Origin of the sequence: Chryseobacterium ureilyticum, assembly GCF_900156735.1 — a bacterium.
GTDB lineage: Bacteria > Bacteroidota > Bacteroidia > Flavobacteriales > Weeksellaceae > Chryseobacterium > Chryseobacterium ureilyticum.
In genome coordinates, this window is sequence record NZ_FTOL01000005.1 from 57,357 (window position 1) to 80,077 (window position 22,721).

Here is a 22,721-nt window from a genome sequence, read left to right on the forward strand (position 1 = left end):
AAAAAGGAACTTTTAAAAAGTTCCTCTATTAGCTTCAAGAACAGCCTTTAGGTCAGCCCAGCCTCCGCCGTTGTAACCATCATTTAGTCCTTGTGAGTTAAGATATTCCAATGCTTTTCCACTTCTGTTTCCACTTCTGCAGAATAAAATTACCGGTTTTTCAATAGATAGAATTTCTTCTTGTCTATCTTCTACTTCACCTAGAGGGATATTTTTTGCACCATCAATATTTCCGTCCATTTCAAGCTCCATAGGCTCACGAACATCGATTAATTCATAGTTTCCGGATTGTATTACTTCTATTAAAGACATAGTTGTTTATTTTAAACATTAAATTATAAACGAAATTACGTATTTTTTTCCGAAACTTTTATCCGTTTTGTATTTAGAATAGAGTATATCCTAATATGAAAGACGCAGCTCTATAGTCTCCATCTACATACATATAATTACGGAACAGACCTCTGTAAGTTCCTACTCTTACCTCCGCACTGAATTTATCATATTTAAATCCTGCTCCAAATATCATATTTCCTCCTGATTCTATATCCATTTTCGACCTTTCAATCGTTACAGTAGAATTCAAAGCAAAATCCAGAACATACGCTGCATTCAAAAAGATTTTTGATTTATCACTTAAAAAGAAATAATGCCTCACTCCGAAAGGAACCTCAATAGATTTATAATCAGCAGTTGCGGTGTACCTTGTTTCAAAAAGGCTTCCAGGAAGGGTAACAACTTCTGTACTGTTTTTATAATATTGGTAAGTAGGCTCAATGAATACTGCCCATTTATTTTTATTAAATGGAAGAACATATTCAAGTTCCAAACCTATTCTGAAAGAATTTTTATTTCCAAAATGATAGCTCGGAGTAATATTGGAAGGTTCGTAGACATTAAGCTCTGAAGTGTTTATTCCGGCTCTGATATTAAGATGAATAAGACTTTTTGCTTTTTCATCCTTCTTTTCATAATTGATGATCTGATTTCCTGAACACTCATTATATTGGATAAATGTTTTTGTAAGGTCTTTTGTTGTATAGTCGAGACGTTTAATCTGTTCAGCCGTGATACCACATTTTAATTGCTCAGCGATTTGTTTTTTGTAATCTTCATTATAAGCAATACTTGCCTGATCGATGTAATAAGGTTTATAAATTAATTGCTTAGGTTCTGAACTTTCTGATGAATAGAAGTATCTCCTCAGGTTACCGTCTTCATAATAAAAAAGTCCGGCTTTACCTTCAACAACATATTTAAGAAATATTGTTTCCTCTTTAAAATCCGGCTCATGAGTATAAGACATTGAATTTAGATTCCCGGAAGAACGGTCAAGCATTACTTTTGCTCTTATAAATTTTCTCCCTCCGTTAATACTGAATTCCTGAATATTGCTGATAGTTTCTTTCTGAACTTTTGAAGCATTATCAGTTTTGTATTCAATGTCTACAGGATTATTTTTCCAGTCAACGTTTCTGATTAAAACCTCCTTTTTTGCCCCTGAATTATCGATGAAATAACCTTCTTCAAATTTAATTTGTGCATAATACATGCTTGTAGCAAGAAACCCTGCTAAAAGACTTAATTTTTTCATAGCTATTATTAGTTGTTTTAAATTTCAGTGTTTTTTTAAGTAATTTTTTTTCGGGACCAAATATATAAAATAATCTTAATTTTGCACTGTGAAATTAATTAATGCAGGCGCTGAAAAATATTCTCAACTTATAAAATCCAAAGCAAAAAGTTTTGGGTTTCAAAGTTGTGGTATTTCTAAGGCAGATTTTTTGGAGGAAGACGCAGCACATCTTGAGAAATGGCTTAAAAATAACTTCAATGGCGAAATGAAATACATGGAAAATCATTTCGATAAAAGACTTGATCCAAGACTTCTAGTAGAAGGTTCTAAATCTGTTATTTCACTTTCCTATAACTATTTTCCTGAAGAAAAAATTTCTATTCTGGAGAATTTCAAAATCTCAAAATATGCCTATGCGGAAGACTATCACGAAGTCATCAAAGAAATTCTTCGTGAAATGGTGGCTGAACTGCAGGAAGAGATCGGCGAATTCGGATTCAGGGTTTTTGTAGACTCTGCACCGATTTTGGAGAGAAGTTGGGCAAGAAAATCGGGTATTGGCTGGGTAGGAAAAAATGCAAACTTAATTACAAAGCAAAACGGATCATTTTATTTTCTGGCGGAAATTATCTGTGATTTGGAGCTTGTTCCTGACCATGAAACTACTGATCATTGCGGAACGTGTAGAAAATGTATAGATGCTTGTCCCACAGATGCCATTGTTTCAGAAAAGATCATTGATGGGAGCCGTTGTATTTCTTATGCTACCATAGAATTGAAAAATGAAATTCCGGACTCTTTTAAAGATAAAATGGAAGATTGGATGTTTGGATGTGATATCTGTCAGGACGTTTGTCCATGGAACCGGTTTTCGGCACCTCATCAGCAGAGCAGATTCAAGCCAAATGAAGCTTTGAAGAACTTTAAAAAAGGAGAATGGAAGGAAATTACCCAAGAAATCTTTTCCGAAATCTTCAGAAAGTCACCTGTGAAAAGAACCAAATTTGCAGGACTGAAGAGAAATATTGAATTTCTACAGAAATCGTCAGACTGATTTTAGGCCAAACTTTTGGTGATGATTCCTACTTTGGAAATTTATTAAACTCCAAATAAAGTGGATAAACAGCCATTCCTTAGGTTTTCCAAGCTAAGGAGGTTAAGATTTAACTGAATAAATTACTCAAAAAGTCTTTCCTAAAAAGAAAAATTGACTTTCAGGAGATTAAAGTCTCACTGAAAATCAACGTTTTTTTTGTATTCTTTTTGGAGCAGTTTTTACTCTTACTTTAAATCTTTTCTGGGATTTGGTATTTTTACGCATATTTGTGAATATTTCGTAATTAAATATAGTCATTTTTCCGATTAAAACAAATACTTTTACGTAAAACTATATATTAAATTTTATTCAAAAACATGACTGTGAAAACTGTATTGATCTATGCATTGAAAGTAATTGGAATTATCCTGGGAGTGGTCATTATTTATGTTCTTCTCGGACTATTGATCCCGTACATTCCTGTTTCAGCAAAAGATGACGGCGAAAAGAAAGATATTCCAATTTATATTTATACCAACGGGGTACATACCGATATTGTAATGCCTGTAAGAAATGATCTTAAAGACTGGAGTCTGATGATTCCTTTTGCAGATACAAAATCCAAAAAAACAGATTATAATTATGTTGGAATAGGTTGGGGAGATAAAGGATTTTATCTGGACACTCCTACCTGGGCAGACCTGAAATTTTCAACAGCAGTAAAAGCTGCATTTTGGTTAAGTGATTCTGCGATGCATTGTACTTATTATTATACGATGAAAGAAGGAGAGGATTGCAAAATGATTATGATCAGCAGAAATCAGTATGAAAATTTAGTGAAATTTGTAGAAGATAAATTTGACAAAGATCAGAACGGAAAATTTATGTTAATACCTACGGATGCAGTGTATGGGGATAATGATGCATTTTATGATGCCAAGGGAACTTACAGTTTTCTTTATACATGTAATACATGGAGTAATAATGCCTTGAAAGCTGCAGGACAAAAAGCAGCTCTTTGGACTCCTTCGGATTTCGGGATTTTTCAGCATTATAAATAATAATGAGAATTATTTTTCTATTCTGATGTGGATAAATTAAAAATGATGTAAGATGAAACACACGCTTTTCCGCGAACAACAATTAAACTGTGATATAGAAACTGCATGGAAATTCTTTTCCTCAGCAAATAACCTGTCCGAAATCACTCCAAAAGATATGGGATTTATTGTGCTGACAGAAATGGAAGACGATGAAATATATGAGGGAATGCTCATTGATTATTATGTGTCTCCATTATTTGGGATTAAAATGAAATGGCAGACTGAAATTACCCATGTAGATTTTCACAAAAGCTTTATTGATTTCCAGAAAAAAGGTCCTTACAAACTATGGAACCATCATCATGAGTTTATTCCCAACGAACATGGAGTTTTAATGAAAGATACTATAGATTATGAACTTCCAATGGGCTTTTTGGGAGAAATAGCGCACTCTTTATTTGTAAAAAAGAAACTGGAATATATTTTCGATTATCGCTTTAGAGTATTGAGTAAATTGTTTTAACAGGAATTTTGCTGATTCAATAGAATGGAGCTTTAGCTCGTTAATAATAGATGAAAATTCAACAGGCTTTAGTTAAAATCTTTAATGATTTCATTGAGATTTTTCTGAAATGATAAACAGGATGTTATGATTGTACGTGTTTTCTGTCATTCCATAGAATTTTAAATTATATTTTGTAGAATTATTGATGCATTGTTTAAGTTTTTTTAACAGTTTAAAGACAATAACTCCATTTAAAATTCCTAATTTTGCAGGATTATTGTTTTTACTAAAAAACTAATGTATTCTGGTTGACATGGCAGGTCTGAGGTCATTTTTCTTATTTTATATCATGCTTGTTTTTACCCTTTTCAATTCGAATTGGGCGGAAAACTCGTTACAGGATATTCCTCACCTTCCTCATGTAAGCAATATTCATCTGTTGGATGTCTACGAAGAAGCAGACATGAACACCCATGCGTTGCCTGCAGCTTCCAAAATTGTAAAACATTCGCTACGTAAAGACGATCATGCAGTAGGAAATTTTTCAGCAATTCTGAAGGTTGCTCCTAAAATCAGTCTTCCTGATATTGCAGTTTCTATTATTTGTGGAGTGAAATCTTTTCTCCATCTTCTCCAGTTGTACTAGTTTAAGTTATTGAAATTCAGATTATTTTAACGAAATTTTTATAACTTAAACATCTATAAATGTATTTTAAAAACGTAATAATTTGCAGTTTTGCAATATTATTCGCTGTGTCATGCAGTAAAGACAAGAAAAAGAGCAATCAGAATGATAAAGAAGTTCCCGTACTGGAAATCAAGGAAAAAGATACCCTTGTAAGCAATCAGTTTGTAACTGATATCCAGGCAAAGAAGAACGTTGAGATGCGTTCCAGAATCGGTGGGATCATACAGCATATCTATGTGAATGAAGGACAGTTTGTACAACAGGGACAGCCTTTGTTTAAGATCAATGACGCTGAATTGCAGATGGAGCTTTTGAAGGCAAATGCAACTTTAAAACAAACAGAAGCAGACGTTCGTATTGCAGAAGTAGAATTGAAACAGATTCAAAGTTTACATGCTAAAAAGTTTGTGGCAAACAACGAGCTTGAAATGGTAAAAGCTAAGCTTTCGTCTGCAAAAGCCAAGCATGCCTTCTCTGATGCAGAAAGAAGAACTGTACTTCAGAAAATAAATTTCACAAAGATTACCGCACCTTTTGATGGGGTGATAGACGTTATTCCTCACAAAGACGGAAGTTTGGTAGAGAATGGAACTTTGTTGACTACACTGTCACAGCTTAATGAGGTTTACGCTTACTTTTCAATTCCTGAAAATCTTTACTTTGAACTTCTAGCCAATGATAAAATCGGAAGCCACCAAAAAATTGAACTAACCTTACCGAATGGGGTAAATTATCAGTTTAACGGAGCTTTAAAAACGGCAGAAGGAGAAATAGACAGAACTACAGGTTCCATTCGTTATAAAGTGCTTTTCCCGAACCCGGATCATTTGATCAAGCATGGTACTTCCGGAAAACTTATCATTTCTGAAAATCAGGATAACGCCATTCTTATTCCTCAGAAATCTACATTCTCTATTCAGGATAAAACCTATGTTTTTGTAGTGGATAAGCAGAATAAAGTGAAAATGACCAATATCAAGATCGGAAATACATTAAGGGATTCTTATATGGTGGAAAGCGGTCTTAAAAAAGGAGATTTAATCATTTATGAAGGTACCCAGTCCTTAAAGGATGGTGATATTATCAAAATCAAAAAGAAGTATTAACCTTTCATAATCTTTAAATCAACTTACTATGGTAGAAATGTTTATAAGACGAAAGGTTCTTTCGTTGGTTATTTCCATATTATTTGTATTGCTGGGAATCATGGCGTTATTAAAGATGCCTATTACACAGTTCCCGGACATTGTACCGCCTTCTGTAACGGTAACAGCAAAATATACGGGTGCAAATGCCGAAGTATCCGCCAATGCGGTGGCTCTTCCTTTAGAGCGTGCTATTAACGGAGTTCCGGGGATGACGTATATGTCTACGGTAACATCTAATGACGGGCTTACCCTTATCCAGGTTTTCTTTGAAGTAGGAACAGATCCGGATGTGGCAGCTGTAAACGTACAGAACAGGGTAACAACCATTCTTGATGAACTTCCTGAAGAGGTAATCCGCGCAGGGGTAACCACTGAAAAAGAGGTAAACAGTATGCTGATGTACCTGAATATTACCAGTACAGACCCAAGTCAGGATGAGCAGTTTATTTACAACTTCACGGATATTAATGTACTTCAGGAGCTGAAACGTATTGATGGAGTAGGACGTGCCGAGATTATGGGACAAAAAGAATACTCGATGAGGGTATGGCTTGATCCTCAGAAAATGGCAGCATACAGTATTTCAGCAGATGAAGTGATCACTTCGTTACAAAAGCAGAATATTTCCGCAGCTCCCGGAAAAGTGGGTGAAACGTCTGGAAAAACGTCCAGCCAGCTTCAATATGTTATTAAATATAAAGGTAAATTTTTTGAACCTAAACAATATGAAGAAGTTCCTATCAGATCTGATGTAAACGGAACAATTTTAAAATTGAAAGATATTGCCAAGGTCGAATTCGGGGCAATGAACTACGGAATGGTTTCCAAAACAGACGGAAGACCTTCTGCATCTATTATGATGAAACAACGTCCTGGCTCCAATGCATCCGAAGTAATCGAAAGTGTAAAAGCTAAAATGGATGAACTGAAAGTGACATCTTTCCCTCCCGGAATGGAATATAACATGGCTTATGACGTTTCCAGATTCCTTGATGCGTCTATCAGTGCGGTATTGACCACACTTATTGAAGCCTTTATTCTTGTGGGAATTGTGGTGTTTATTTTCCTTCAGGACTGGCGTTCCACTCTTATTCCTGTATTGGCGGTTCCTGTAGCATTAGTAGGAACATTTGCCTTTATGAATATGCTTGATTTCTCGGTAAATCTACTGACTTTGTTTGCCTTGGTACTTGCCATCGGAATTGTGGTGGATAATGCTATTGTTGTTGTAGAAGCCGTTCACGTAAAAATGGAAGAAGGTATGAATGCAATGGACGCCACCATCAGTGCTACGAAAGAAATTGCAGGTGCGGTAGTGGCTATTACAATTGTAATGTCTGCTGTATTTATTCCTGTAGCGTTCCTTGATGGTCCGGTGGGAGTATTTTACCGTCAGTTTTCATTAACGCTTGCAATCAGTATTGTGATTTCAGGGGTGAATGCATTAACGCTTACTCCGGCATTGTGTGCGATTATTTTAAAACCACATGATCACAATAAAAAGAAAACGATCATTGACAGAGCTTTCCAAAGTTTTAATACCGGTTTTGAAAGACTGACGAATGGTTATGTAGGAATCTTATCAAAATTCGCTACAAGAACTACTGTAACTTTTGGATTACTGTTTCTGTTTGTGGGATTAACGTTTGTTACAAGTAAGTTTTTACCAACAGGATTTATTCCTATGGAAGACCAGGGAATGGTATATGTAAGCGTTACCACGCCTCAGGGAGCAACGGTAGAAAGAACAGAGAAAGTATTAGATGAAGTGACCGTAATTGCTAAAAAAATAGAAGGTGTAGAGAATGTAACCACCCTTGCCGGATACAGCATTGTAACGGAAATCGCAGGTTCATCCTACGGTATGGCAATGATTAACCTTAAAGACTGGAAACAAAGATCCATTTCAGTAAATGATCTGATCACAGAACTTTCAGAGAAAACAAAAGGAATTGCAGACGCTCAGATAGAAATTTTTGCTCCGCCAACAGTTCCAGGTTTCGGAAATACAAGTGGGTTTGAATTACGTTTGCTGGACAGAACCGGAGGAACCATCGAAAATACTGATAAAATCACGAAAGACTTTGTCAAAAAACTGAATGAAGCTCCAGAGTTGCAGAACAGTTTTACCAGCTTTGATGCTACTTTCCCGCAATACATGATCAATGTAGACTATGATATGGCGGCAAAGAAAGGAATTTCTGTAGATAATGCCATGTCAACATTGCAAACCATGCTAGGTTCATATTACGCGACCAATTTTATCCGTTTCAGTCAGATGTATAAAGTAATGGTTCAGGCAAGCCCTGAGCACAGAGACACTCCTGAAAGTATCCTTAATTTATACCTTAAAAATGATAAAGGTGAAATGGTTCCGTTCTCCACGTTTATTACGATTGAAAAAGTATACGGACCGGAGGTACTTACGAGATATAATATGTATATGTCAGCAATGATCAATGGTGAACCGGCAGATGGTTACAGTTCTGGTGATGCCATTGCAGCTGTAGAACGTGTCGCTAAAGAAACACTGCCAAGAGGTTTTGATATCGAATGGTCGGGAATGACAAGAGAAGAAATCCTGTCAGGAAACCAGACTGTTTATATCTTCCTGATCTGTTTATTATTCGTTTACCTTCTATTGGCTGCCCAATATGAAAGTTTCCTTCTTCCTTTGCCAGTATTATTAAGCCTTCCGACGGGAATTTTCGGGTCTTATATTGCATTGGTACTCGCAGGATTGGATAATAATATTTACGCACAGGTTGCTTTAGTTATGTTGATCGGACTTCTTGCGAAAAATGCCATCCTGATTGTAGAATTTGCCGTAGCTAGAAATAAACAGGGATATGACATTATTCCTGCCGCTATCGAAGGAGCAAGACAACGTTTGAGACCTATCCTGATGACTTCCTTTGCCTTTGTAGCAGGACTTATTCCGTTGTGTATTGCCTCTGGAGCAGGTGCTATTGGTAACCGTTCCATTGGTACAGCGGCTGCAGGAGGAATGTTAATCGGAACAATCTTCGGATTGGTAGTGATTCCTGGGTTATATATATTCTTTGCAAAACTTGAAAATAAGAAGAAAGATGAAAAGATTAAATCATAGAAATATATTATACGGAATAGCAGTATTAAGCTTAGTTTCATGTGCTGTTCCAAAAGTTGCAGATATCAAAAAAGCCCAGGAATTACCAGAAGTTCCAGCTAAAAATGCAAACTCAGAAGAATTTAAGCAATTGAATCTGAAAGGCTACTTTACAGACACTCATTTACTGGAACTATTTGATAAAGTAGTACAGGCTAATCCTGATTTTCAGATTGCCCAGCAAAGAGTAGAAATTGCCAACAGCTTTTTACAGCGTTCAAAGATGGATCTCTTACCATCCCTTGAAGTAGGTGCAGAAGCTAGCGGAAACCGATACGGAAAATATACAATGGAAGGCGTAGGGAATTATGATACCAATCTTTCTCCAAATATTACCGAAGAACAGAAGATTAATCGAGATTTCACACCGAATTATTGGCTGGGAGCAAGAAGCAGCTGGGAAATTGATGCCTGGGGAAAGCTTAAAAATAAAAAAATTGCAGCCCAGAAAAAGTTTCTAGCTTCTACAGAAGGGCTGAGGTTACTTCAGGTAGAACTTTTCACAGATATTGCCAATCTGTATTATCAATTGGTAACATTGGATAACCGTCTTGAGATTTATCAGAAAAACTACAACCTTCAGCAAAGAGCCTTTGAAATTGTATTGGCTCAGCGTGAAGTAGGAAAAGCAACAGAATTAGCAGTACAACAGTTTAAAGCTCAGAATAATAACTGGCTTGCAGAAATAGAACATATTAAAGTAGAGATCGTTACCGTTGAACAGGCAATTACAACCTTAACAGGAAGCTATGGTGGAGATGTGAAACGTGGAAAAATACTGATGCCTACCAATATGGATGTTTTAAACAAAACCATTAATGTAGAAGCGGTCATTCACTCAAGACCGGATGTAGCCGCAAACTATTACGTACTGGAAGCCTCACAAGCAGATGCCAAGGCTGCAAGAGCTGCTTTCTATCCAAAGATTGATCTCGGTGTAGGTATCGGGATGAATTCTTTCTCCGTAGAAACACTTTTCAAACCAAGCTCACTGGCTGGGCAGCTATTGGGAGGGTTAATGGTTCCTGTTTTTAATAAAGGACAATTGAAATATGAGTTTAATGTAGCAAGTAAAGAACAGGAAATTGCTTTTTTGAACTATCAGAAAAGTATTACCACGGCTTTCAACGAGCTTCAGTCTATTTTAAAACAAACGAAGATCTATGAAAGGGTTTTAAAATTAAAATCAGAAGAAGTTGGCTTCCTGGATCGTGGGGTAGAAGTTTCCAATGACCTCTATCTTACAGGATATGCCAATTATTTTGAACTGATCAATTCCCAGAAAAGTAAACTGACCGCAGAACTGGATCTTCTGCAATTTCAACATCAGAACACCAGAAATAATGTTTTGCTGTTTAAAGCTTTGGGCGGAAAGCTAGACTAGATCATTAAAATATAAAGTCATTAAGGATAGTGGTTGCAAACCAAATGTGAAGCAATCTCAATTTATTTTGAAGCTGTCCTTAATGTTCTTTAAACTTTTAAAATTAAGAATATAATAATACTCTTTTTCGGTTTTAGAAACCGACCATTTTTATTTTTTACGATGTATGAAGAAAGCCACCTGAAAAGGTGGCTTTTATTATATAAAGTCGTTTATTATTATTTGACTATTTGAATCTCAACTGCTGAAAATCCTTTTGGAGACTTTTCTTTTTCGAAAGATACTTTGTTTCCTTTTTTTACAGGTTCTACACAGTTGTTATTGTGGAAGAAGATATTTTCTTTAGAGTTATCTTCAGTAATGAAACCATATCCTTTTTCACTAAGAAAAGTAACAATTCCTGTTTTTCTTGGATCTTCCTCAATAATTGGAGCTGCCCCCAACTGAATGTCATCAAGGTTTACTTCCTGTCTTTGTTCCGGTGGAGTAGAAGTTAATCTTCCGAATTCATCTACGTACATGAAGACGTCCTCCATGTCCTTACCTTTGTTGTTGTTCGTTTTACGTTCTTCGCGTCTTAACGCTTTTTCTTTTTGCTTTTGAATTTTTTTCTTGAAATTTTCCTTTTTAGAAAAAGAATCTGCCATAAATTATTTTTAGTATTTAGTTTCTATAAATTGTATTGTTCAATCCGGTCTGTCTTAGACCTTAAAGCCCGTCAATGTTTTCTGTCTTGGATTTTCCCAATCATACAGAGCTTTAAAATTCCGACAAATATTGCTCTTGGTAGAAGAATAAAAGTTAAAAATATGGCTGCTCAAAAAGCAAAGACTGAATAAATGATATTCCGGTCGTTACAGAAAACAAAGTAGTGACTTGGTTAATTAATGTACAAATATACAACAATAAAATGAATAAAGCCGTTTTAAATGATTGATTATCAGAAATGGTTTTCCGAATAATACCCCGAAAACAGTGTAATTACGGACGTTAAAGCGATATTCAACAGGTTTTAATAAAAAAAATCCTCAGAAAGCTGAGGATTTAAAAAAAATATATTAAGATTGAAGTGGTGTGTTAATACGGGTGATGAAGTATCAAATGTTATGCCTAAAATTCACTTAAGTTAGAAAAAGATAGAAAGTGTTTAATATAAAAAGCCTAGGTGAACCCGTATCTATCTGGAAAATAATGAGGTATTAAAACCATAGTGTTTATATATTGTTTTATTATTTTTTGATTCCAATAAAATTATATTATGAAAATTTAAGAGAACTCCCGAAAATTTCACCATGTTGAGACGAATTTTATTATTCAACTTTGCTTTATTAACATTTAAAAATAAAACTCATGTCAACACAAGATGTAAAAGGAAAGGTTGTTTTAATTGCTGGAGGTGGTAAAAACCTTGGCGGCTTATTAAGCAGAGACTTTGCCAAAAAAGGTACAAAACTGGCAATACACTATAATAGTGAAAGCTCTAAAGCAGAAAGTGAAAAAACATTGTCGGAAGTTCAGGCATTGGGAGCTGAAGCATTCCTATTTCAGGGAGATCTGACGAAAGTTGATAATATTGCGAAGTTTTTTGATGAAACCATTTCCCGTTTTGGAGGTGTAGATATTGCCATCAATACAGTAGGAATGGTACTTAAGAAACCCTTCTCAGAAACCACAGAAGCAGAATATGACACCATGTTCAACGTAAATTCAAAATCAGCGTATTTCTTTTTGCAGGAAGCTGGAAAAAAACTGAACGATCATGGTAAGATCTGTACTATTGTTACCTCATTATTGGCTGCTTATACAGGATTATATTCTACGTATGCCGGAGCAAAAGCACCAGTAGAGCATTTTACCAGAGCTGCTTCTAAAGAATTTGGAGCAAGAGGAATATCCGTTACAGCTGTAGCGCCAGGTCCTATGGATACTCCATTCTTCTATGGACAGGAAACTGATGATGCCGTGGCTTATCACAAGTCTGCATCAGCATTGGGTGGACTTACTGATATTAAAGATATTGCTCCATTGGTAGAATTTCTGGTAACTGACGGTTGGTGGATCACTGGTCAGACTATTTTTGCAAATGGTGGTTATACAACCAGATAATTTTAAAATAACTGCCCAAAAAAGAAAACTCACTGAAATACTACTTTCAGTGAGTTTTTTATTATTAAATAAGGATAAGCTATGAAACTTTCATCTTCCCTTTTTCCAGAATGCTTTTTACCATAAAAAACAGTCCCAGAATCACAAAAGGAATACTTAATAGCTGCCCCATGTTTAAACTCATTCCGTGCTCGAATTCTGCCTGATCTACCTTCACAAACTCAATCAGAATTCTCATGATAAAGATTAAAAGGATGCTGATCCCAAAGTAAAAACCTTTTCCTATTTTGAATATATCTTTTTTATAAATTACATAAATCAAAATAAAAATAAGTAAATAAGAGATCGCTTCGTACAACTGAGCTGGGTGTCTCGGCAGATTATCTACTTTTTCAAATATAAATGCCCAAGGAACATCTGTCGGGATTCCTATGATTTCCGAGTTCATAAGGTTCGCAAGCCTGATAAAAACACCGGCTAGAGGAAGTACAATTGCGATGGCATCCAAAACCGTCATTAAAGGAATGGAGAATTTTCTTGAATATAACAACAGCATAATCATTAATCCTATACCGCCACCATGACTTGCAAGTCCGGCAAAACCAATAAAGTGATAGGCTCCATCCGGACCTTTCTGTATTGGTAAAAATATTTCGATAGGATGTTGAGAATAATAATCAAAGTCGTAGAAAAGACAATGTCCTAATCTGGCTCCCACTAAAATCCCGATCAGAGCATAAGAAAATAAAGCTTCGTGTGCCTGTGTGCTTAGATTTTCTTTTTTATAAATTTTTTTAAGAATATTAAGGGATAAAATAAGTCCTGTAAGGAATAACAGCCCATAATATTTTAAAGGGAGCCCGGCAATATTAGCTATTTCGGGATCCACATTCCAATTGATGTATAATAAATCCATTGATATTGTTGTAGAATATTTTGGGTGCAAATATATGAAAATAGGATCTTTTACTTTTAAAGGAAAATTTATAAAGTATATATTTCTGATAATAGGTGTTTTATGTGAAAATTGCTTTGGATTATGATATAATTTAAAATCATTCTTGAAGAAACATTTTATAACTTTAACCTGAGGATTGGAAAACTCCTGTTGCCTAGGAAGTTAAAATCAGATAAAAAGTTATTTTCACATTATGCATCATCAATTAGAGAAACATTATGTAAATAGAGTAGGCTGGCTTCGAGCAGCTGTATTAGGAGCTAATGACGGTTTATTGTCTACGACTAGTATTGTTATTGGTGTAGCTGCTGCTGAGCCGGATCGTCATATTATTATACTCGCAGCATTAGCTGGGATGATCGCTGGAGCAATGTCTATGGCTGCCGGAGAATATGTTTCTGTGAGTTCACAAGAAGATACAGAAAAAGCAGATTTGATCCGTGAAAAAAGAGAACTTAACGAAATGCCGGAAATAGAGCTCCGGGAATTGGCTAAGATTTATGAAAAAAGAGGCTGCTCCAGAGAAACTGCGATGCAGGTAGCCATAGAACTTACAGAACATAATGCTTTGGAAGCCCATGCCCGGGATGAATTGGGTATTAATGAAATCACACAGGCAAAACCTTTGCAGGCTGCTATTGCATCATTTGGGTCATTTGCAGTAGGAGCGTTGTTACCATTTACGGTTTCTCTTTTAGCGCCTATTAAACAGATGGTGTATTTTCAATATGGTTTTTCGATTATCTTTCTAATGCTTTTAGGGGCAATTTCTGCGAAAGCTGGAGGATCAAGTATAAAAATAGCCGTATTGAGAATTTGTTTCTGGGGTACTGTGGCGATGGGAGTGACAGCATTAGTGGGACGTATTTTTGGAGTAAATATTTCCTGATTTTTAATAAACCTATTGATGTAAAGTCTTCTTTTTTTGGAAAAATATAATAATATAAAGCTTTGATTTACAGTTGATCAATATCCTAACGAATGTTAGTCGTAGAATTACTACACTTTTTTAAATTTCTAATTAAATGCTATTTTGTTATTGGGATTACTTCTATCTTTGGTGATATAGAAAACATCAAATTACACAATATTAACGATTAAAATTTACAATCATGGCAGAAAGAAATTCAAGAGGAATTTTAAAATTCAACAACGGGGAAGGTCAAAAATTATTAAAGCTTAATTATAGCGTCGCAAGATCTACAGACGTTTCCGGACGTGTAGCATCAGATCCTTCCAATGCATTAATCAAAATTACAGTAGAAGCTACTGAAAAATCAGATATTTTGGAAAGCTTACTGAACGGAAAGTACAAGCCTACTGTAGGTGAAGTGACATTCAACAAATCTCACGAAGAAGGTACTTTAACAACATTAAAGTGGAATAACGGTTATGTAATTCAGCACGAAGTAGATTTCGATGCGGTAGATGAAAACAGTATGTACATTACTTTTGTGGTAAGCGCAGAAAAAATTGAATTGGGAGCATCTGCTTACGACGGTGCATGGCCATCATAAGAAGTCAGTTCTTAAAATCAATAATATAAAACAGAATGGTATCTTTTACTGTTCTGTTTTTTGTTTTTAGGACTTCTGATAAAATGAATTATTTTATATATAATTGAATTATGTTTTTATTTAATTGATTGTATTTCAGTGTTTAGTGAAAAATTAGTATATTTAATATACACTAATCCATAAACTATATTAACATGAAAAGATCTATTATTTTAATGAGTCTCTTTACGTTGTTTTCTTGCAACGAAAATGATCCTTTAGAAAAAGAAAAACCTGAGAAGATTATTACCTTAGACGTTTCAAATACTATCAATTCTATTGATCCCTTGCTTCCTTACCAGTCACCTTATGGAAATAATATGTACACCCTGAATGGTCACCCTTATGCATCGGCTGCAGAGTATGTGTTTATCAATGAAACAGATTTTGGAATGACAATCTATCCAATGATAGGTCTTGCTTATTATGATGGAAAATATGATAACAAAAATTTCGGTTGGAACCTTAGTACAAGCCTTGATCCGAATTTGTTTGCAAATAATCATGAATATCTAAAAATTGTAACCTGTAAATCAATGTATTTCGGACCTCATACCTACGAAAGTTCAGTTGGAAACAATCAGTTACCTACTTTAGGACCTACAATACTTCCATCCAAACAGTTTTTTGATGCACCGATTTTAACTTCCCATGAAAACGGAATGTTGTATGAAGGAGGGAAGTTCTACGGTATGGAGGCAGGAGTGCACATTCCTTACGATCCCAATTTTCCTATAACCGGAACTGCTGGCGGTTGGCTGAAGTTTCGTTTTCTTCCTGATAATGTTCGGGATCCAAGACAAATATCTCCAGATTGGCAGCCCATGCCTACTAATAATATTTCTTCAAATAAAGATTACTGGTACAATACAAAAACCTATGAGATTTGTCCGGGAAATAATCCGGTGGTAGGGCAGGGTAATGCCTTCAGTGCTGTTCCTTCAGAAAGAAAGTTTTCATATAAAGGGAAAGATTATGAGTTAAAAGCTTATACAACAGCTACTCAGGTAATTGTTTCGCTCAAGCAGATTTAGAATCATTTAATTCATTGTTATATTAAAAAATCCCTAAACGAAAGTTTAGGGATATAATATCTAATGCTAATTGTTTCAATATGTTATTGAACAACCAGATAGGTGGCGTTTTCTGATGGAATATAAAACCAGAATGCATCCGATAAACTTCCGTCAACAAATGTGGAACCTGATATTCCACAGGTAGGAAATGCAGTAGGATCGCCCATCTGGAAATCAAGGTCTGGTGTTTGGTTACTGGTTCCGGCATATCTTGTCTGAAACCATGCAAATGACCAGCGGGTAAGTGGTGAAATGGTTGTCAATAATCCTGATGGGACAGGCTGTGTCAGTGCATTTCCAGTATAAGAAAGTCTCACAGACCATTGGTCAATATAAGGAAGTGAACTATTAAAATTAACAATGCTGTCCTGTGTATTTGCAGGGTAAGTCAGGCTTGCTATTGCCGATGGATTACAACCGGTTGGGCTGTTTGCAGCAAGACGCATGGTAAGATCATAGCCTGAGAAATTATTAATATATAACTTCCCTTGTGAGAAGGAAAGAGAAAACATCAAACTTAAGGTAAGGATAAGTATTTTTTTCATAATTTAATATTATTGAATTACAAAATAGGTTTGACCTGCTGAAACGAACCAAAATGCATCTGAAAATGGATACGGTCTTGCAACAGATTTTTGTAAATGGGTAATGATTGGAAGATTACAGCCGGTAGTTCCAATAGTTTCACCACTATAAGGAAGAGGGGTACCATTAGGATCTTCCACTGTAAATTTACTGAACATCCAGTCGGTGGCTGATCCCAATGCCATCAGTACTGGAGAAGTTGCAGGCTGTACAGAGCCGTTGTTTAAAGATAATATTACATCCCATCTATCAATAGGAGGGTTTTGCAGATGGCTATTATAATAACCATTATAACTTACAGCTCCCATTGGCGGAACTGGTACTGGATGATGACCTCCGGTGATTAGAGGATAGCAGTTAGGGCTGCTTTGATCTCCTGCACCAAGAAAATTGATTAGATTTAAAGATGTATAATTAAATATATTGATCGTTTTTTGAGCAGACACATGAAGGGCACCCATTACGAAAAGTGATACAAGTATTTTTTTCATAATAAGGAATTTTAATTTTCTGCCTTTTGGTTTGCTTTAATAGTGTTCAACTTAGCAAAATAAGCTTCAGTAGCTTTTACAATTACCTTTTCTTTTTCTTCTCTGCTGCTATTCTTGTTTGCATTCGTTTTACCAACTAATTCTAAAGATGCATTAAATAAAATATCCAAAGCTCTGTCATTTAGTTGTGCACCCCATCTTGCTTTTTCTTCAGGAGTAGATCTGTTTTCCGGTTTCATGATTTCCTTCATAGCTCTGTCAAAAGAAACCATTTCCGTAGATTTCATTTCTTCAGGAGAAGTAAGGCTTGATCGCTCAGAAGAACATGAGAATGCTACACAGAAAACGCTGGCATAGAATGCCGATAAAAGAATTTTTTTCATTGTTATTAAATTTTGTAAAAATTAGACTGCTAATATATTAAATATTTCACTATTTAGTTATATATAGTTAATATTTTTAATTATAAATGGTTTTTGTTTTTAATTTTTTAAATATTATTGTGTTTTGTGTTTAAAACTTAAAATTATTTAAGTGGTTAATAATCATATAGATAGTGTAATTACCCTTATGTAAAAATAATTCTTAAATCTATTGATCTTCAATATTAAAATAAGTCTGTCCTCCTACTATAAACCAGTAAGCATTGAATGGATATGGGATAGATGATGTAGGATGTATTTCTGTAATGATGGGTAAGCCACAACCTATAGTTCCAATAGTCTCATTGTTGTAGGGTATAGTGGCACCATTGGGATCACTTAAGAAAAATTTATTCATCATCCAGTCTGTTGCCATTCCTAAAGGAGTAAGTACAGGAGAGTTAGTCGGTATATTAGTTACATTATTTACAGCAAGTGTTACGCTCCAGGTTGGGATTGAGGGATTAGGACTATTGTTATAATAACCTGTGTAACTTACGGCTCCACCTGATGGAACAGGTGTGTTACTGACTCCAAATAGACTTGGATAGCAGTTACTATTGGTTTGATCAGCACCCATAAGAGCATTGTGTAAGTTATACTGAGTATTATTAAATATATAGATAGTTTTTTGAGCACTCAGCTGAAGAGTGCATACCGCAAATATTGAGAAAAGAATTTTTTTCATGATTATTAATAGTTTTGATTGGTTTTCTAAAATGAAAATCCCTAGTTCAGTCTAGGGATTATATATTTACACATTGAATTTCTTCAACATACTATTGAATTACCAGATAAGTCGCATTTTCTGATGCAACATAAAACCAGAACGCATCTGTTAAGGCTCCATCTACAAAAGAAGCGCCTGAAGCCCATGGGCAACTTGGAAAGGCAGGATCCCCCATATTAAAGTCAATATCAGATGTAAAATTATGTGTTCCCGGATCCATTGTATGGAACCAGCAGAATTTCCATTGAGTAATAGGAGAAATTGTAGTCAATAATCCAGAAGGAGCCGTTTGAGGTATTGCATTTCCTGTGTAAGAAAGTCTAACTGTCCAGTTTGGAGCGTATGATGCCATACTGTTGTAATCAGGGAATGAAGTCTGGGTGTGTGCAGGAAATGTAATAACACTTCCTAATGCTTCTGGAAAACAATTTGTTGGGCTTCCTCCCACAATACGCATGGTAAGATCATAAGCTGAAAAATTCTGAATATATAATTTCCCCTGCGAAAATGATAAGGAAAATATGCAGATTAAGGCAAGTATTAGTATTTTTTTCATAACTATAATTATTGGATTACAAAATAAGTTTCACCTGCTGAAACAAACCAAAATGCATCATTAAAGGCATATGGAGTGGATGATGTATTTTGTAAATGGGTTACTAATTGTCCGTTGCAGCCAATGGTTCCTATGGAAGCACCACTGTTAAGAAGTGGACCACCACCTGGATCTGCTACATAAAACTTATTCAGCATCCAGTCAGTAGATAGCGCTAACGGTCCCAATACATTGGAATTTGCCGGCATTTGATAAATAACATTATTAACTGCGAATGTTACATCCCATGCATTAATTGGCGGGCTTTGAGGAGCTGCAGGAAGCGGAATATTACTGTCTTTATAACCTTTGTATTGAGCGATTCCCTGTGGAGGAACCGGTATAGGATAATTTGTTCCCTGAATGCTCGGGAAGCAACTACTATTGGTCTGGTCGGCTCCTAATAGAGTATTAACGAGATTAAAGTTAGTATAATTAAATACATGAATGGTTTTTTGAGCATAAAGACCAAAAGAACTCATTGCGAAAAGCGATAAGAATATTTTTTTCATGGTCAGTATTTTAGTTTTCTGCTTTTTGATTAGCTTTAATAGTATTCAATTTAGCGAAGTAAGCTTCGGTAGCCTTCACAATTACCTTTTCTTTTTCTTCTCTGCTGCTGTTTTTGTTTGCATTAGTTTTGCCAACCAATTCTAATGAAGCATTAAATAAAATATCCAAAGCTCTGTCATTTAGTTGTGCACCCCATCTTGCTTTTTCTTCAGGAGTAGATCTGTTTTCCGGTTTCATGATTTCCTTCATAGCTCTGTCAAAAGAAACCATTTCCGTAGATTTCATTTCTTCAGGAGAGGTAAGACTTGATCGTTCAGAAGAACATGAGAACGCGACACAGAAAAATCCGGCATAGAACGCCGATAAAAGAATTTTTTTCATTGTTATTAATTTTGTAAGATTTAGATTGCTAATATATTAAATATTTCACTATTTAGTTATATATTATTGATGTTTTTAATAATTATGGTTAATTGTTTTATTTTTTTTCAAATCAACATTTTATTAAATAAAAATTATTTACGATAAAAAAATCCCTAAAATTAATTGCTTTAGGGAATGTTGTATTAATCATTGATATTATGGCTGAACAACTAAATAAGTTGCATTTTGAGAGGGAATATAAAACCAAAAAGCATCTGTTAAGTTTCCATCAACAAACGTGGAGCCTGAAGTTGGAGTACAGTTTGCAAATGCAGTCGGATCTCCCATCTCAAATCTGATATCATCTGTGGGTTGGTTGGGATTATTATTATCCATCGTCATAAATTGGCACTCTTGCCACTGAGTGAGAGGGGAAACTGTATTTAATACTGCAGAAGGAATAGGCTGTCCCACTATATTGCCATTATAATTAAATATTATAGACCAGCTATTTGTATAAGGGGCTGCGTTGTTGAAGTCGGCTATCTTTGACTGTGTATTTGCCGGAAATGACATACTTGTATATACAAGTGGGAAGCAGTTTGTAGGGCTGGCAGCTGAAATACGCATTTGAAGACCGTAGTCAGAATAGTTATTAATATATAATGTACCCTGCGAAAATGATAAGGAAAATATAAGTAAAGGAATAAGTATAAGTATTTTTTTCATAATGATGAGGTTTAATTTTCTGCTTTTTGATTAGTTTTAATTGTATTTAACTTAGCGAAGTAAGCTTCAGTAGCTTTTACAATTACCTTTTCTTTTTCTTCTCTGCTGTTGTTTTTGTTTGCATTAGTTTTGCCAACCAATTCTAATGAAGCATTAAATAAAATATTCAAAGCTCTATCATTCAGTTGTGCACCCCATCTTGCTTTTTCTTCAGGAGTAGATCTGTTTTCCGGTTTCATGATTTCCTTCATAGCTCTGTCAAAAGAAACCATTTCTGTAGACTTCATTTCTTCAGGAGAAGTAAGGCTTGATCGTTCAGAAGAACATGAGAACGCGACACAGAAAAATCCGGCATAGAACGCTGATAAAAGAATTTTTTTCATTGTTATTAATTTTTTGTAAGATTTAGATTGTTAATACATTAAATGTTTTCTGTTTAGTTGTTTATTTATAATTTTTTAAAATAAATAAGACTTTTTGTATGTTAAAAATATAATGTATTTCAATTTTTGTGATGATTAAAAAATCCCTAATACTAAAAGTTTTAGGGATTGTATGTTCATATTATGTTATGATGGCTGAACAACTAAATAAGTAGCATTTTCTGATGCAACATAAAACCAAAAGACATCCGTAAAATTTCCGTCTATAGATGTGGTTCCGGTATCAAATCCGCAGGTAGTAATGAAACTAGGATCTCCCATTTTAAATCTTGGGTCACCTGGAGACTGATTAGTATTGGGGTCTACAGTCATTAGGTCACAAAAATTCCATCGGGTTAGGGGAGAAATAGTAGATAATATTCCTGTAGGAGCAGTTTGTTCTATTGGACTGCCGGTAGGTACAAATCTTACAGACCAGCTACTAGCGTAAGGAGCCGTAGCATTGAAATTATCTATTGAAACGTCTGCATGCGGTCCAAATGACATACTTGCCATTGCATATGGATAGCAGTTATTAGCACTGGCAGCAGAAATCCGCATTTCAAGCCTGTAATCAGAGTAATTTTTAATATATAATTTTCCTTGAGAGAAAGAGAAGGAAAATAATATTACCGTGATAAGGGTTAATATTTTTTTCATAATTTAATATTATTGAATTACAAAGTAAGTTTGCCCTCCTGCGGCGAACCAGACCGCTTGATAGGTCACAGGAGATGATGGAGAGGAATTTACTTGATCTATTATTGGATTATTGTAACAACCTCCTCCAACTGTATCTCCGCCGTAGAAAGTTCCACTATTTGGGTCTGTAATGCCAAATTTATTTAGAACCCAGTCGGTTGATGAACCTAATGGTATCAGCATAGGGGACGTACTGGGTTGAGGTACAGCATTACCGGCACCAAGTTTTACCATCCACGAATCAATCGGTGGATTCGAAAGGTTTGTTGCGGGTGGGATATGGCTGTTATAATAGCCAGTATAAATAGCAGTTTCCCCCGGAGGTAGTGTATTTTTGCTTTCAATTAGCGGTAAGCAGGAATAGTTGCCTCTGTCACCACCTCCAAAAGAATTTGTTACAATATATGAGGTGTAGTTGAACATATTGATAGTCTTTTGAGCATACATACTAAAAGAGCTTGCAACCAGGAGCGATAAGAATAATTTTTTCATGGTAAATGTTTTAGTTTTCTGCTTTTTGATTAGCCTTAATAGTATTTAACTTAGCGAAGTAGGCTTCAGTAGCCTTTACAATCACCTTTTCTTTTTCTTCTCTGCTGCTGTTTTTGTTTGCATTAGTTTTACCAACCAATTCTAATGAAGCATTAAATAAAATATCTAAAGCTCTGTCATTCAGTTGTGCGCCCCATCTGGCTTTTTCTTCAGGAGTAGATCTGTTTTCCGGTTTCATGATTTCTTTCATTGCTCTGTCAAAAGAAACCATTTCCGTAGATTTCATTTCTTCAGGAGAAGTAAGACTTGATCGTTCAGAAGAGCATGAGAATACTACACAGAAAACCCCGGCATAGAAAGCCGATAAAAGAATTTTTTTCATTGTTATTAATTTTTGTAAGATTTAGATTGCTAATATATTAAATATTTCACTTTATAGTTATATATTGTTAA

The 22,721-nt window shown here is 35.2% G+C and carries 27 protein-coding genes; 11 read left to right on the top strand and 16 right to left on the bottom strand.

Going from position 1 to position 22,721, the window contains the following annotated elements:
- Positions 1-12 precede the first annotated feature (12 nt).
- Positions 13-312, bottom strand: a complete 300-nt coding sequence (locus BW983_RS14950; protein WP_076552710.1) for a rhodanese-like domain-containing protein — start codon at positions 310-312, stop codon at positions 13-15.
- Between the two features lie 73 nt (positions 313-385).
- Positions 386-1,594, bottom strand: a complete 1,209-nt coding sequence (locus BW983_RS14955; protein WP_076552711.1) for a porin family protein — start codon at positions 1,592-1,594, stop codon at positions 386-388.
- Positions 1,595-1,691: 97 nt separating this feature from the next.
- On the opposite strand from BW983_RS14955, the gene queG reads away from it, so the two are divergent.
- From queG to BW983_RS14990, 7 genes are all read left to right on the top strand, one after another.
- Complete coding sequence (gene queG / locus BW983_RS14960) at positions 1,692-2,630, top strand: tRNA epoxyqueuosine(34) reductase QueG (protein WP_076552889.1); 939 nt, start codon at positions 1,692-1,694, stop codon at positions 2,628-2,630.
- Between the two features lie 359 nt (positions 2,631-2,989).
- Positions 2,990-3,673: a TIGR02117 family protein gene (locus tag BW983_RS14965; RefSeq protein WP_076552712.1), complete on the top strand. Its 684-nt coding sequence runs from the start codon at positions 2,990-2,992 to the stop codon at positions 3,671-3,673.
- 52 nt (positions 3,674-3,725) lie between these two features.
- Positions 3,726-4,178, top strand: a complete 453-nt coding sequence (locus tag BW983_RS14970; RefSeq protein ID WP_076552713.1) for an SRPBCC family protein — start codon at positions 3,726-3,728, stop codon at positions 4,176-4,178.
- A gap of 331 nt (positions 4,179-4,509) precedes the next feature.
- On the top strand, positions 4,510-4,806 hold the full coding sequence (locus BW983_RS14975) for a hypothetical protein (protein WP_139329287.1): 297 nt from the start codon (positions 4,510-4,512) through the stop codon (positions 4,804-4,806).
- Between the two features lie 59 nt (positions 4,807-4,865).
- Positions 4,866-5,954 (top strand): efflux RND transporter periplasmic adaptor subunit, encoded by a 1,089-nt coding sequence (locus tag BW983_RS14980; RefSeq protein ID WP_076552715.1) that lies wholly within the window; start codon positions 4,866-4,868, stop codon positions 5,952-5,954.
- 28 nt (positions 5,955-5,982) lie between these two features.
- Entirely contained in the window at positions 5,983-9,105 is a 3,123-nt protein-coding gene (locus tag BW983_RS14985; RefSeq protein WP_076552716.1) for an efflux RND transporter permease subunit, read from the top strand.
- Positions 9,086-10,528: a TolC family protein gene (locus tag BW983_RS14990; protein ID WP_076552717.1), complete on the top strand. Its 1,443-nt coding sequence runs from the start codon at positions 9,086-9,088 to the stop codon at positions 10,526-10,528. Before BW983_RS14985 ends, BW983_RS14990 begins: the two co-directional genes overlap by 20 nt.
- 218 nt (positions 10,529-10,746) lie before the next feature.
- On the opposite strand, the gene BW983_RS14995 is transcribed toward BW983_RS14990, so the two are convergent.
- Positions 10,747-11,175 (bottom strand): cold shock domain-containing protein, encoded by a 429-nt coding sequence (locus BW983_RS14995; RefSeq protein WP_047096384.1) that lies wholly within the window; start codon positions 11,173-11,175, stop codon positions 10,747-10,749.
- 703 nt (positions 11,176-11,878) lie between these two features.
- On the opposite strand from BW983_RS14995, the gene BW983_RS15000 reads away from it, so the two are divergent.
- Entirely contained in the window at positions 11,879-12,634 is a 756-nt protein-coding gene (locus BW983_RS15000) for an SDR family oxidoreductase (RefSeq protein WP_076552718.1), read from the top strand.
- Between the two features lie 79 nt (positions 12,635-12,713).
- Here the strand turns inward: BW983_RS15000 and lgt are convergent, their stop codons facing one another.
- Positions 12,714-13,550, bottom strand: a complete 837-nt coding sequence (gene lgt / locus BW983_RS15005; RefSeq protein WP_076552719.1) for a prolipoprotein diacylglyceryl transferase — start codon at positions 13,548-13,550, stop codon at positions 12,714-12,716.
- Between the two features lie 235 nt (positions 13,551-13,785).
- Here lgt and BW983_RS15010 point away from each other — a divergent pair, with 235 nt between their 5' ends.
- From BW983_RS15010 to BW983_RS15020, 3 genes are all read left to right on the top strand, one after another.
- On the top strand, positions 13,786-14,481 hold the full coding sequence (locus BW983_RS15010; RefSeq protein WP_076552720.1) for a VIT1/CCC1 transporter family protein: 696 nt from the start codon (positions 13,786-13,788) through the stop codon (positions 14,479-14,481).
- Between the two features lie 223 nt (positions 14,482-14,704).
- Positions 14,705-15,109: a type VI secretion system tube protein TssD gene (gene tssD, locus BW983_RS15015; protein ID WP_076552721.1), complete on the top strand. Its 405-nt coding sequence runs from the start codon at positions 14,705-14,707 to the stop codon at positions 15,107-15,109.
- 194 nt (positions 15,110-15,303) lie between these two features.
- Entirely contained in the window at positions 15,304-16,182 is an 879-nt protein-coding gene (locus BW983_RS15020; RefSeq protein WP_076552722.1) for a hypothetical protein, read from the top strand.
- An 83-nt stretch (positions 16,183-16,265) separates the two neighbouring features.
- Here the strand turns inward: BW983_RS15020 and BW983_RS15025 are convergent, their stop codons facing one another.
- The 12 genes from BW983_RS15025 to BW983_RS15080 form a co-directional block, all read right to left on the bottom strand.
- On the bottom strand, positions 16,266-16,769 hold the full coding sequence (locus tag BW983_RS15025) for a hypothetical protein (protein ID WP_076552723.1): 504 nt from the start codon (positions 16,767-16,769) through the stop codon (positions 16,266-16,268).
- 9 nt (positions 16,770-16,778) lie between these two features.
- Complete coding sequence (locus BW983_RS15030; RefSeq protein WP_139329288.1) at positions 16,779-17,300, bottom strand: hypothetical protein; 522 nt, start codon at positions 17,298-17,300, stop codon at positions 16,779-16,781.
- An 11-nt stretch (positions 17,301-17,311) separates the two neighbouring features.
- Positions 17,312-17,683: a hypothetical protein gene (locus BW983_RS15035; protein WP_065393624.1), complete on the bottom strand. Its 372-nt coding sequence runs from the start codon at positions 17,681-17,683 to the stop codon at positions 17,312-17,314.
- A gap of 208 nt (positions 17,684-17,891) precedes the next feature.
- Entirely contained in the window at positions 17,892-18,410 is a 519-nt protein-coding gene (locus BW983_RS15040; RefSeq protein WP_076552725.1) for a hypothetical protein, read from the bottom strand.
- A gap of 91 nt (positions 18,411-18,501) precedes the next feature.
- Positions 18,502-19,008, bottom strand: a complete 507-nt coding sequence (locus BW983_RS15045; RefSeq protein ID WP_076552726.1) for a hypothetical protein — start codon at positions 19,006-19,008, stop codon at positions 18,502-18,504.
- Between the two features lie 8 nt (positions 19,009-19,016).
- Positions 19,017-19,559 (bottom strand): hypothetical protein, encoded by a 543-nt coding sequence (locus BW983_RS15050; RefSeq protein ID WP_139329289.1) that lies wholly within the window; start codon positions 19,557-19,559, stop codon positions 19,017-19,019.
- A 10-nt stretch (positions 19,560-19,569) separates the two neighbouring features.
- Positions 19,570-19,941 (bottom strand): hypothetical protein, encoded by a 372-nt coding sequence (locus BW983_RS23885; RefSeq protein WP_139329290.1) that lies wholly within the window; start codon positions 19,939-19,941, stop codon positions 19,570-19,572.
- Positions 19,942-20,139: 198 nt separating this feature from the next.
- Positions 20,140-20,652 (bottom strand): hypothetical protein, encoded by a 513-nt coding sequence (locus tag BW983_RS15060; protein WP_139329291.1) that lies wholly within the window; start codon positions 20,650-20,652, stop codon positions 20,140-20,142.
- 11 nt (positions 20,653-20,663) lie between these two features.
- Positions 20,664-21,035 (bottom strand): hypothetical protein, encoded by a 372-nt coding sequence (locus BW983_RS15065; protein WP_076552730.1) that lies wholly within the window; start codon positions 21,033-21,035, stop codon positions 20,664-20,666.
- A 186-nt stretch (positions 21,036-21,221) separates the two neighbouring features.
- The gene (locus BW983_RS15070) at positions 21,222-21,734 is read right to left on the bottom strand and encodes a hypothetical protein (protein WP_076552731.1); all 513 of its coding nucleotides are present in this window, start codon (positions 21,732-21,734) and stop codon (positions 21,222-21,224) included.
- A 9-nt stretch (positions 21,735-21,743) separates the two neighbouring features.
- A complete protein-coding gene (locus BW983_RS15075) occupies positions 21,744-22,268 on the bottom strand; it encodes a hypothetical protein (RefSeq protein ID WP_139329292.1) in 525 nt (174 codons plus the stop codon).
- Between the two features lie 10 nt (positions 22,269-22,278).
- On the bottom strand, positions 22,279-22,650 hold the full coding sequence (locus tag BW983_RS15080) for a hypothetical protein (protein ID WP_076552733.1): 372 nt from the start codon (positions 22,648-22,650) through the stop codon (positions 22,279-22,281).
- Between the last annotated feature and the right edge of the window lie 71 nt (positions 22,651-22,721).

Coding starts and splice junctions, on each gene's coding strand:
- BW983_RS14995 (WP_047096384.1), bottom strand. CDS start 11,175: ATGGCAGATTCTTTTTCTAAAAAGGAAAATTTCAAGAAAAAAATTCAA.
- BW983_RS14985 (WP_076552716.1), top strand. CDS start 5,983: ATGGTAGAAATGTTTATAAGACGAAAGGTTCTTTCGTTGGTTATTTCC.
- BW983_RS15030 (WP_139329288.1), bottom strand. CDS start 17,300: ATGAAAAAAATACTTGTATCACTTTTCGTAATGGGTGCCCTTCATGTG.
- tssD (WP_076552721.1), top strand. CDS start 14,705: ATGGCAGAAAGAAATTCAAGAGGAATTTTAAAATTCAACAACGGGGAA.
- BW983_RS14955 (WP_076552711.1), bottom strand. CDS start 1,594: ATGAAAAAATTAAGTCTTTTAGCAGGGTTTCTTGCTACAAGCATGTAT.
- BW983_RS15075 (WP_139329292.1), bottom strand. CDS start 22,268: ATGAAAAAATTATTCTTATCGCTCCTGGTTGCAAGCTCTTTTAGTATG.
- BW983_RS14965 (WP_076552712.1), top strand. CDS start 2,990: ATGACTGTGAAAACTGTATTGATCTATGCATTGAAAGTAATTGGAATT.
- BW983_RS15035 (WP_065393624.1), bottom strand. CDS start 17,683: ATGAAAAAAATTCTTTTATCGGCATTCTATGCCAGCGTTTTCTGTGTA.
- BW983_RS14970 (WP_076552713.1), top strand. CDS start 3,726: ATGAAACACACGCTTTTCCGCGAACAACAATTAAACTGTGATATAGAA.
- BW983_RS15045 (WP_076552726.1), bottom strand. CDS start 19,008: ATGAAAAAAATACTAATACTTGCCTTAATCTGCATATTTTCCTTATCA.
- BW983_RS14990 (WP_076552717.1), top strand. CDS start 9,086: ATGAAAAGATTAAATCATAGAAATATATTATACGGAATAGCAGTATTA.
- BW983_RS15010 (WP_076552720.1), top strand. CDS start 13,786: ATGCATCATCAATTAGAGAAACATTATGTAAATAGAGTAGGCTGGCTT.
- BW983_RS15025 (WP_076552723.1), bottom strand. CDS start 16,769: ATGAAAAAAATACTTATCCTTACCTTAAGTTTGATGTTTTCTCTTTCC.
- BW983_RS14980 (WP_076552715.1), top strand. CDS start 4,866: ATGTATTTTAAAAACGTAATAATTTGCAGTTTTGCAATATTATTCGCT.
- BW983_RS15065 (WP_076552730.1), bottom strand. CDS start 21,035: ATGAAAAAAATTCTTTTATCAGCGTTCTATGCCGGATTTTTCTGTGTC.
- BW983_RS15040 (WP_076552725.1), bottom strand. CDS start 18,410: ATGAAAAAAATTCTTTTCTCAATATTTGCGGTATGCACTCTTCAGCTG.
- lgt (WP_076552719.1), bottom strand. CDS start 13,550: ATGGATTTATTATACATCAATTGGAATGTGGATCCCGAAATAGCTAAT.
- BW983_RS15060 (WP_139329291.1), bottom strand. CDS start 20,652: ATGAAAAAAATACTTATACTTATTCCTTTACTTATATTTTCCTTATCA.
- BW983_RS15070 (WP_076552731.1), bottom strand. CDS start 21,734: ATGAAAAAAATATTAACCCTTATCACGGTAATATTATTTTCCTTCTCT.
- BW983_RS14950 (WP_076552710.1), bottom strand. CDS start 312: ATGTCTTTAATAGAAGTAATACAATCCGGAAACTATGAATTAATCGAT.
- BW983_RS15000 (WP_076552718.1), top strand. CDS start 11,879: ATGTCAACACAAGATGTAAAAGGAAAGGTTGTTTTAATTGCTGGAGGT.
- BW983_RS15020 (WP_076552722.1), top strand. CDS start 15,304: ATGAAAAGATCTATTATTTTAATGAGTCTCTTTACGTTGTTTTCTTGC.
- BW983_RS15080 (WP_076552733.1), bottom strand. CDS start 22,650: ATGAAAAAAATTCTTTTATCGGCTTTCTATGCCGGGGTTTTCTGTGTA.
- BW983_RS23885 (WP_139329290.1), bottom strand. CDS start 19,941: ATGAAAAAAATTCTTTTATCGGCGTTCTATGCCGGATTTTTCTGTGTC.
- BW983_RS15050 (WP_139329289.1), bottom strand. CDS start 19,559: ATGAAAAAAATATTCTTATCGCTTTTCGCAATGAGTTCTTTTGGTCTT.
- BW983_RS14975 (WP_139329287.1), top strand. CDS start 4,510: ATGCTTGTTTTTACCCTTTTCAATTCGAATTGGGCGGAAAACTCGTTA.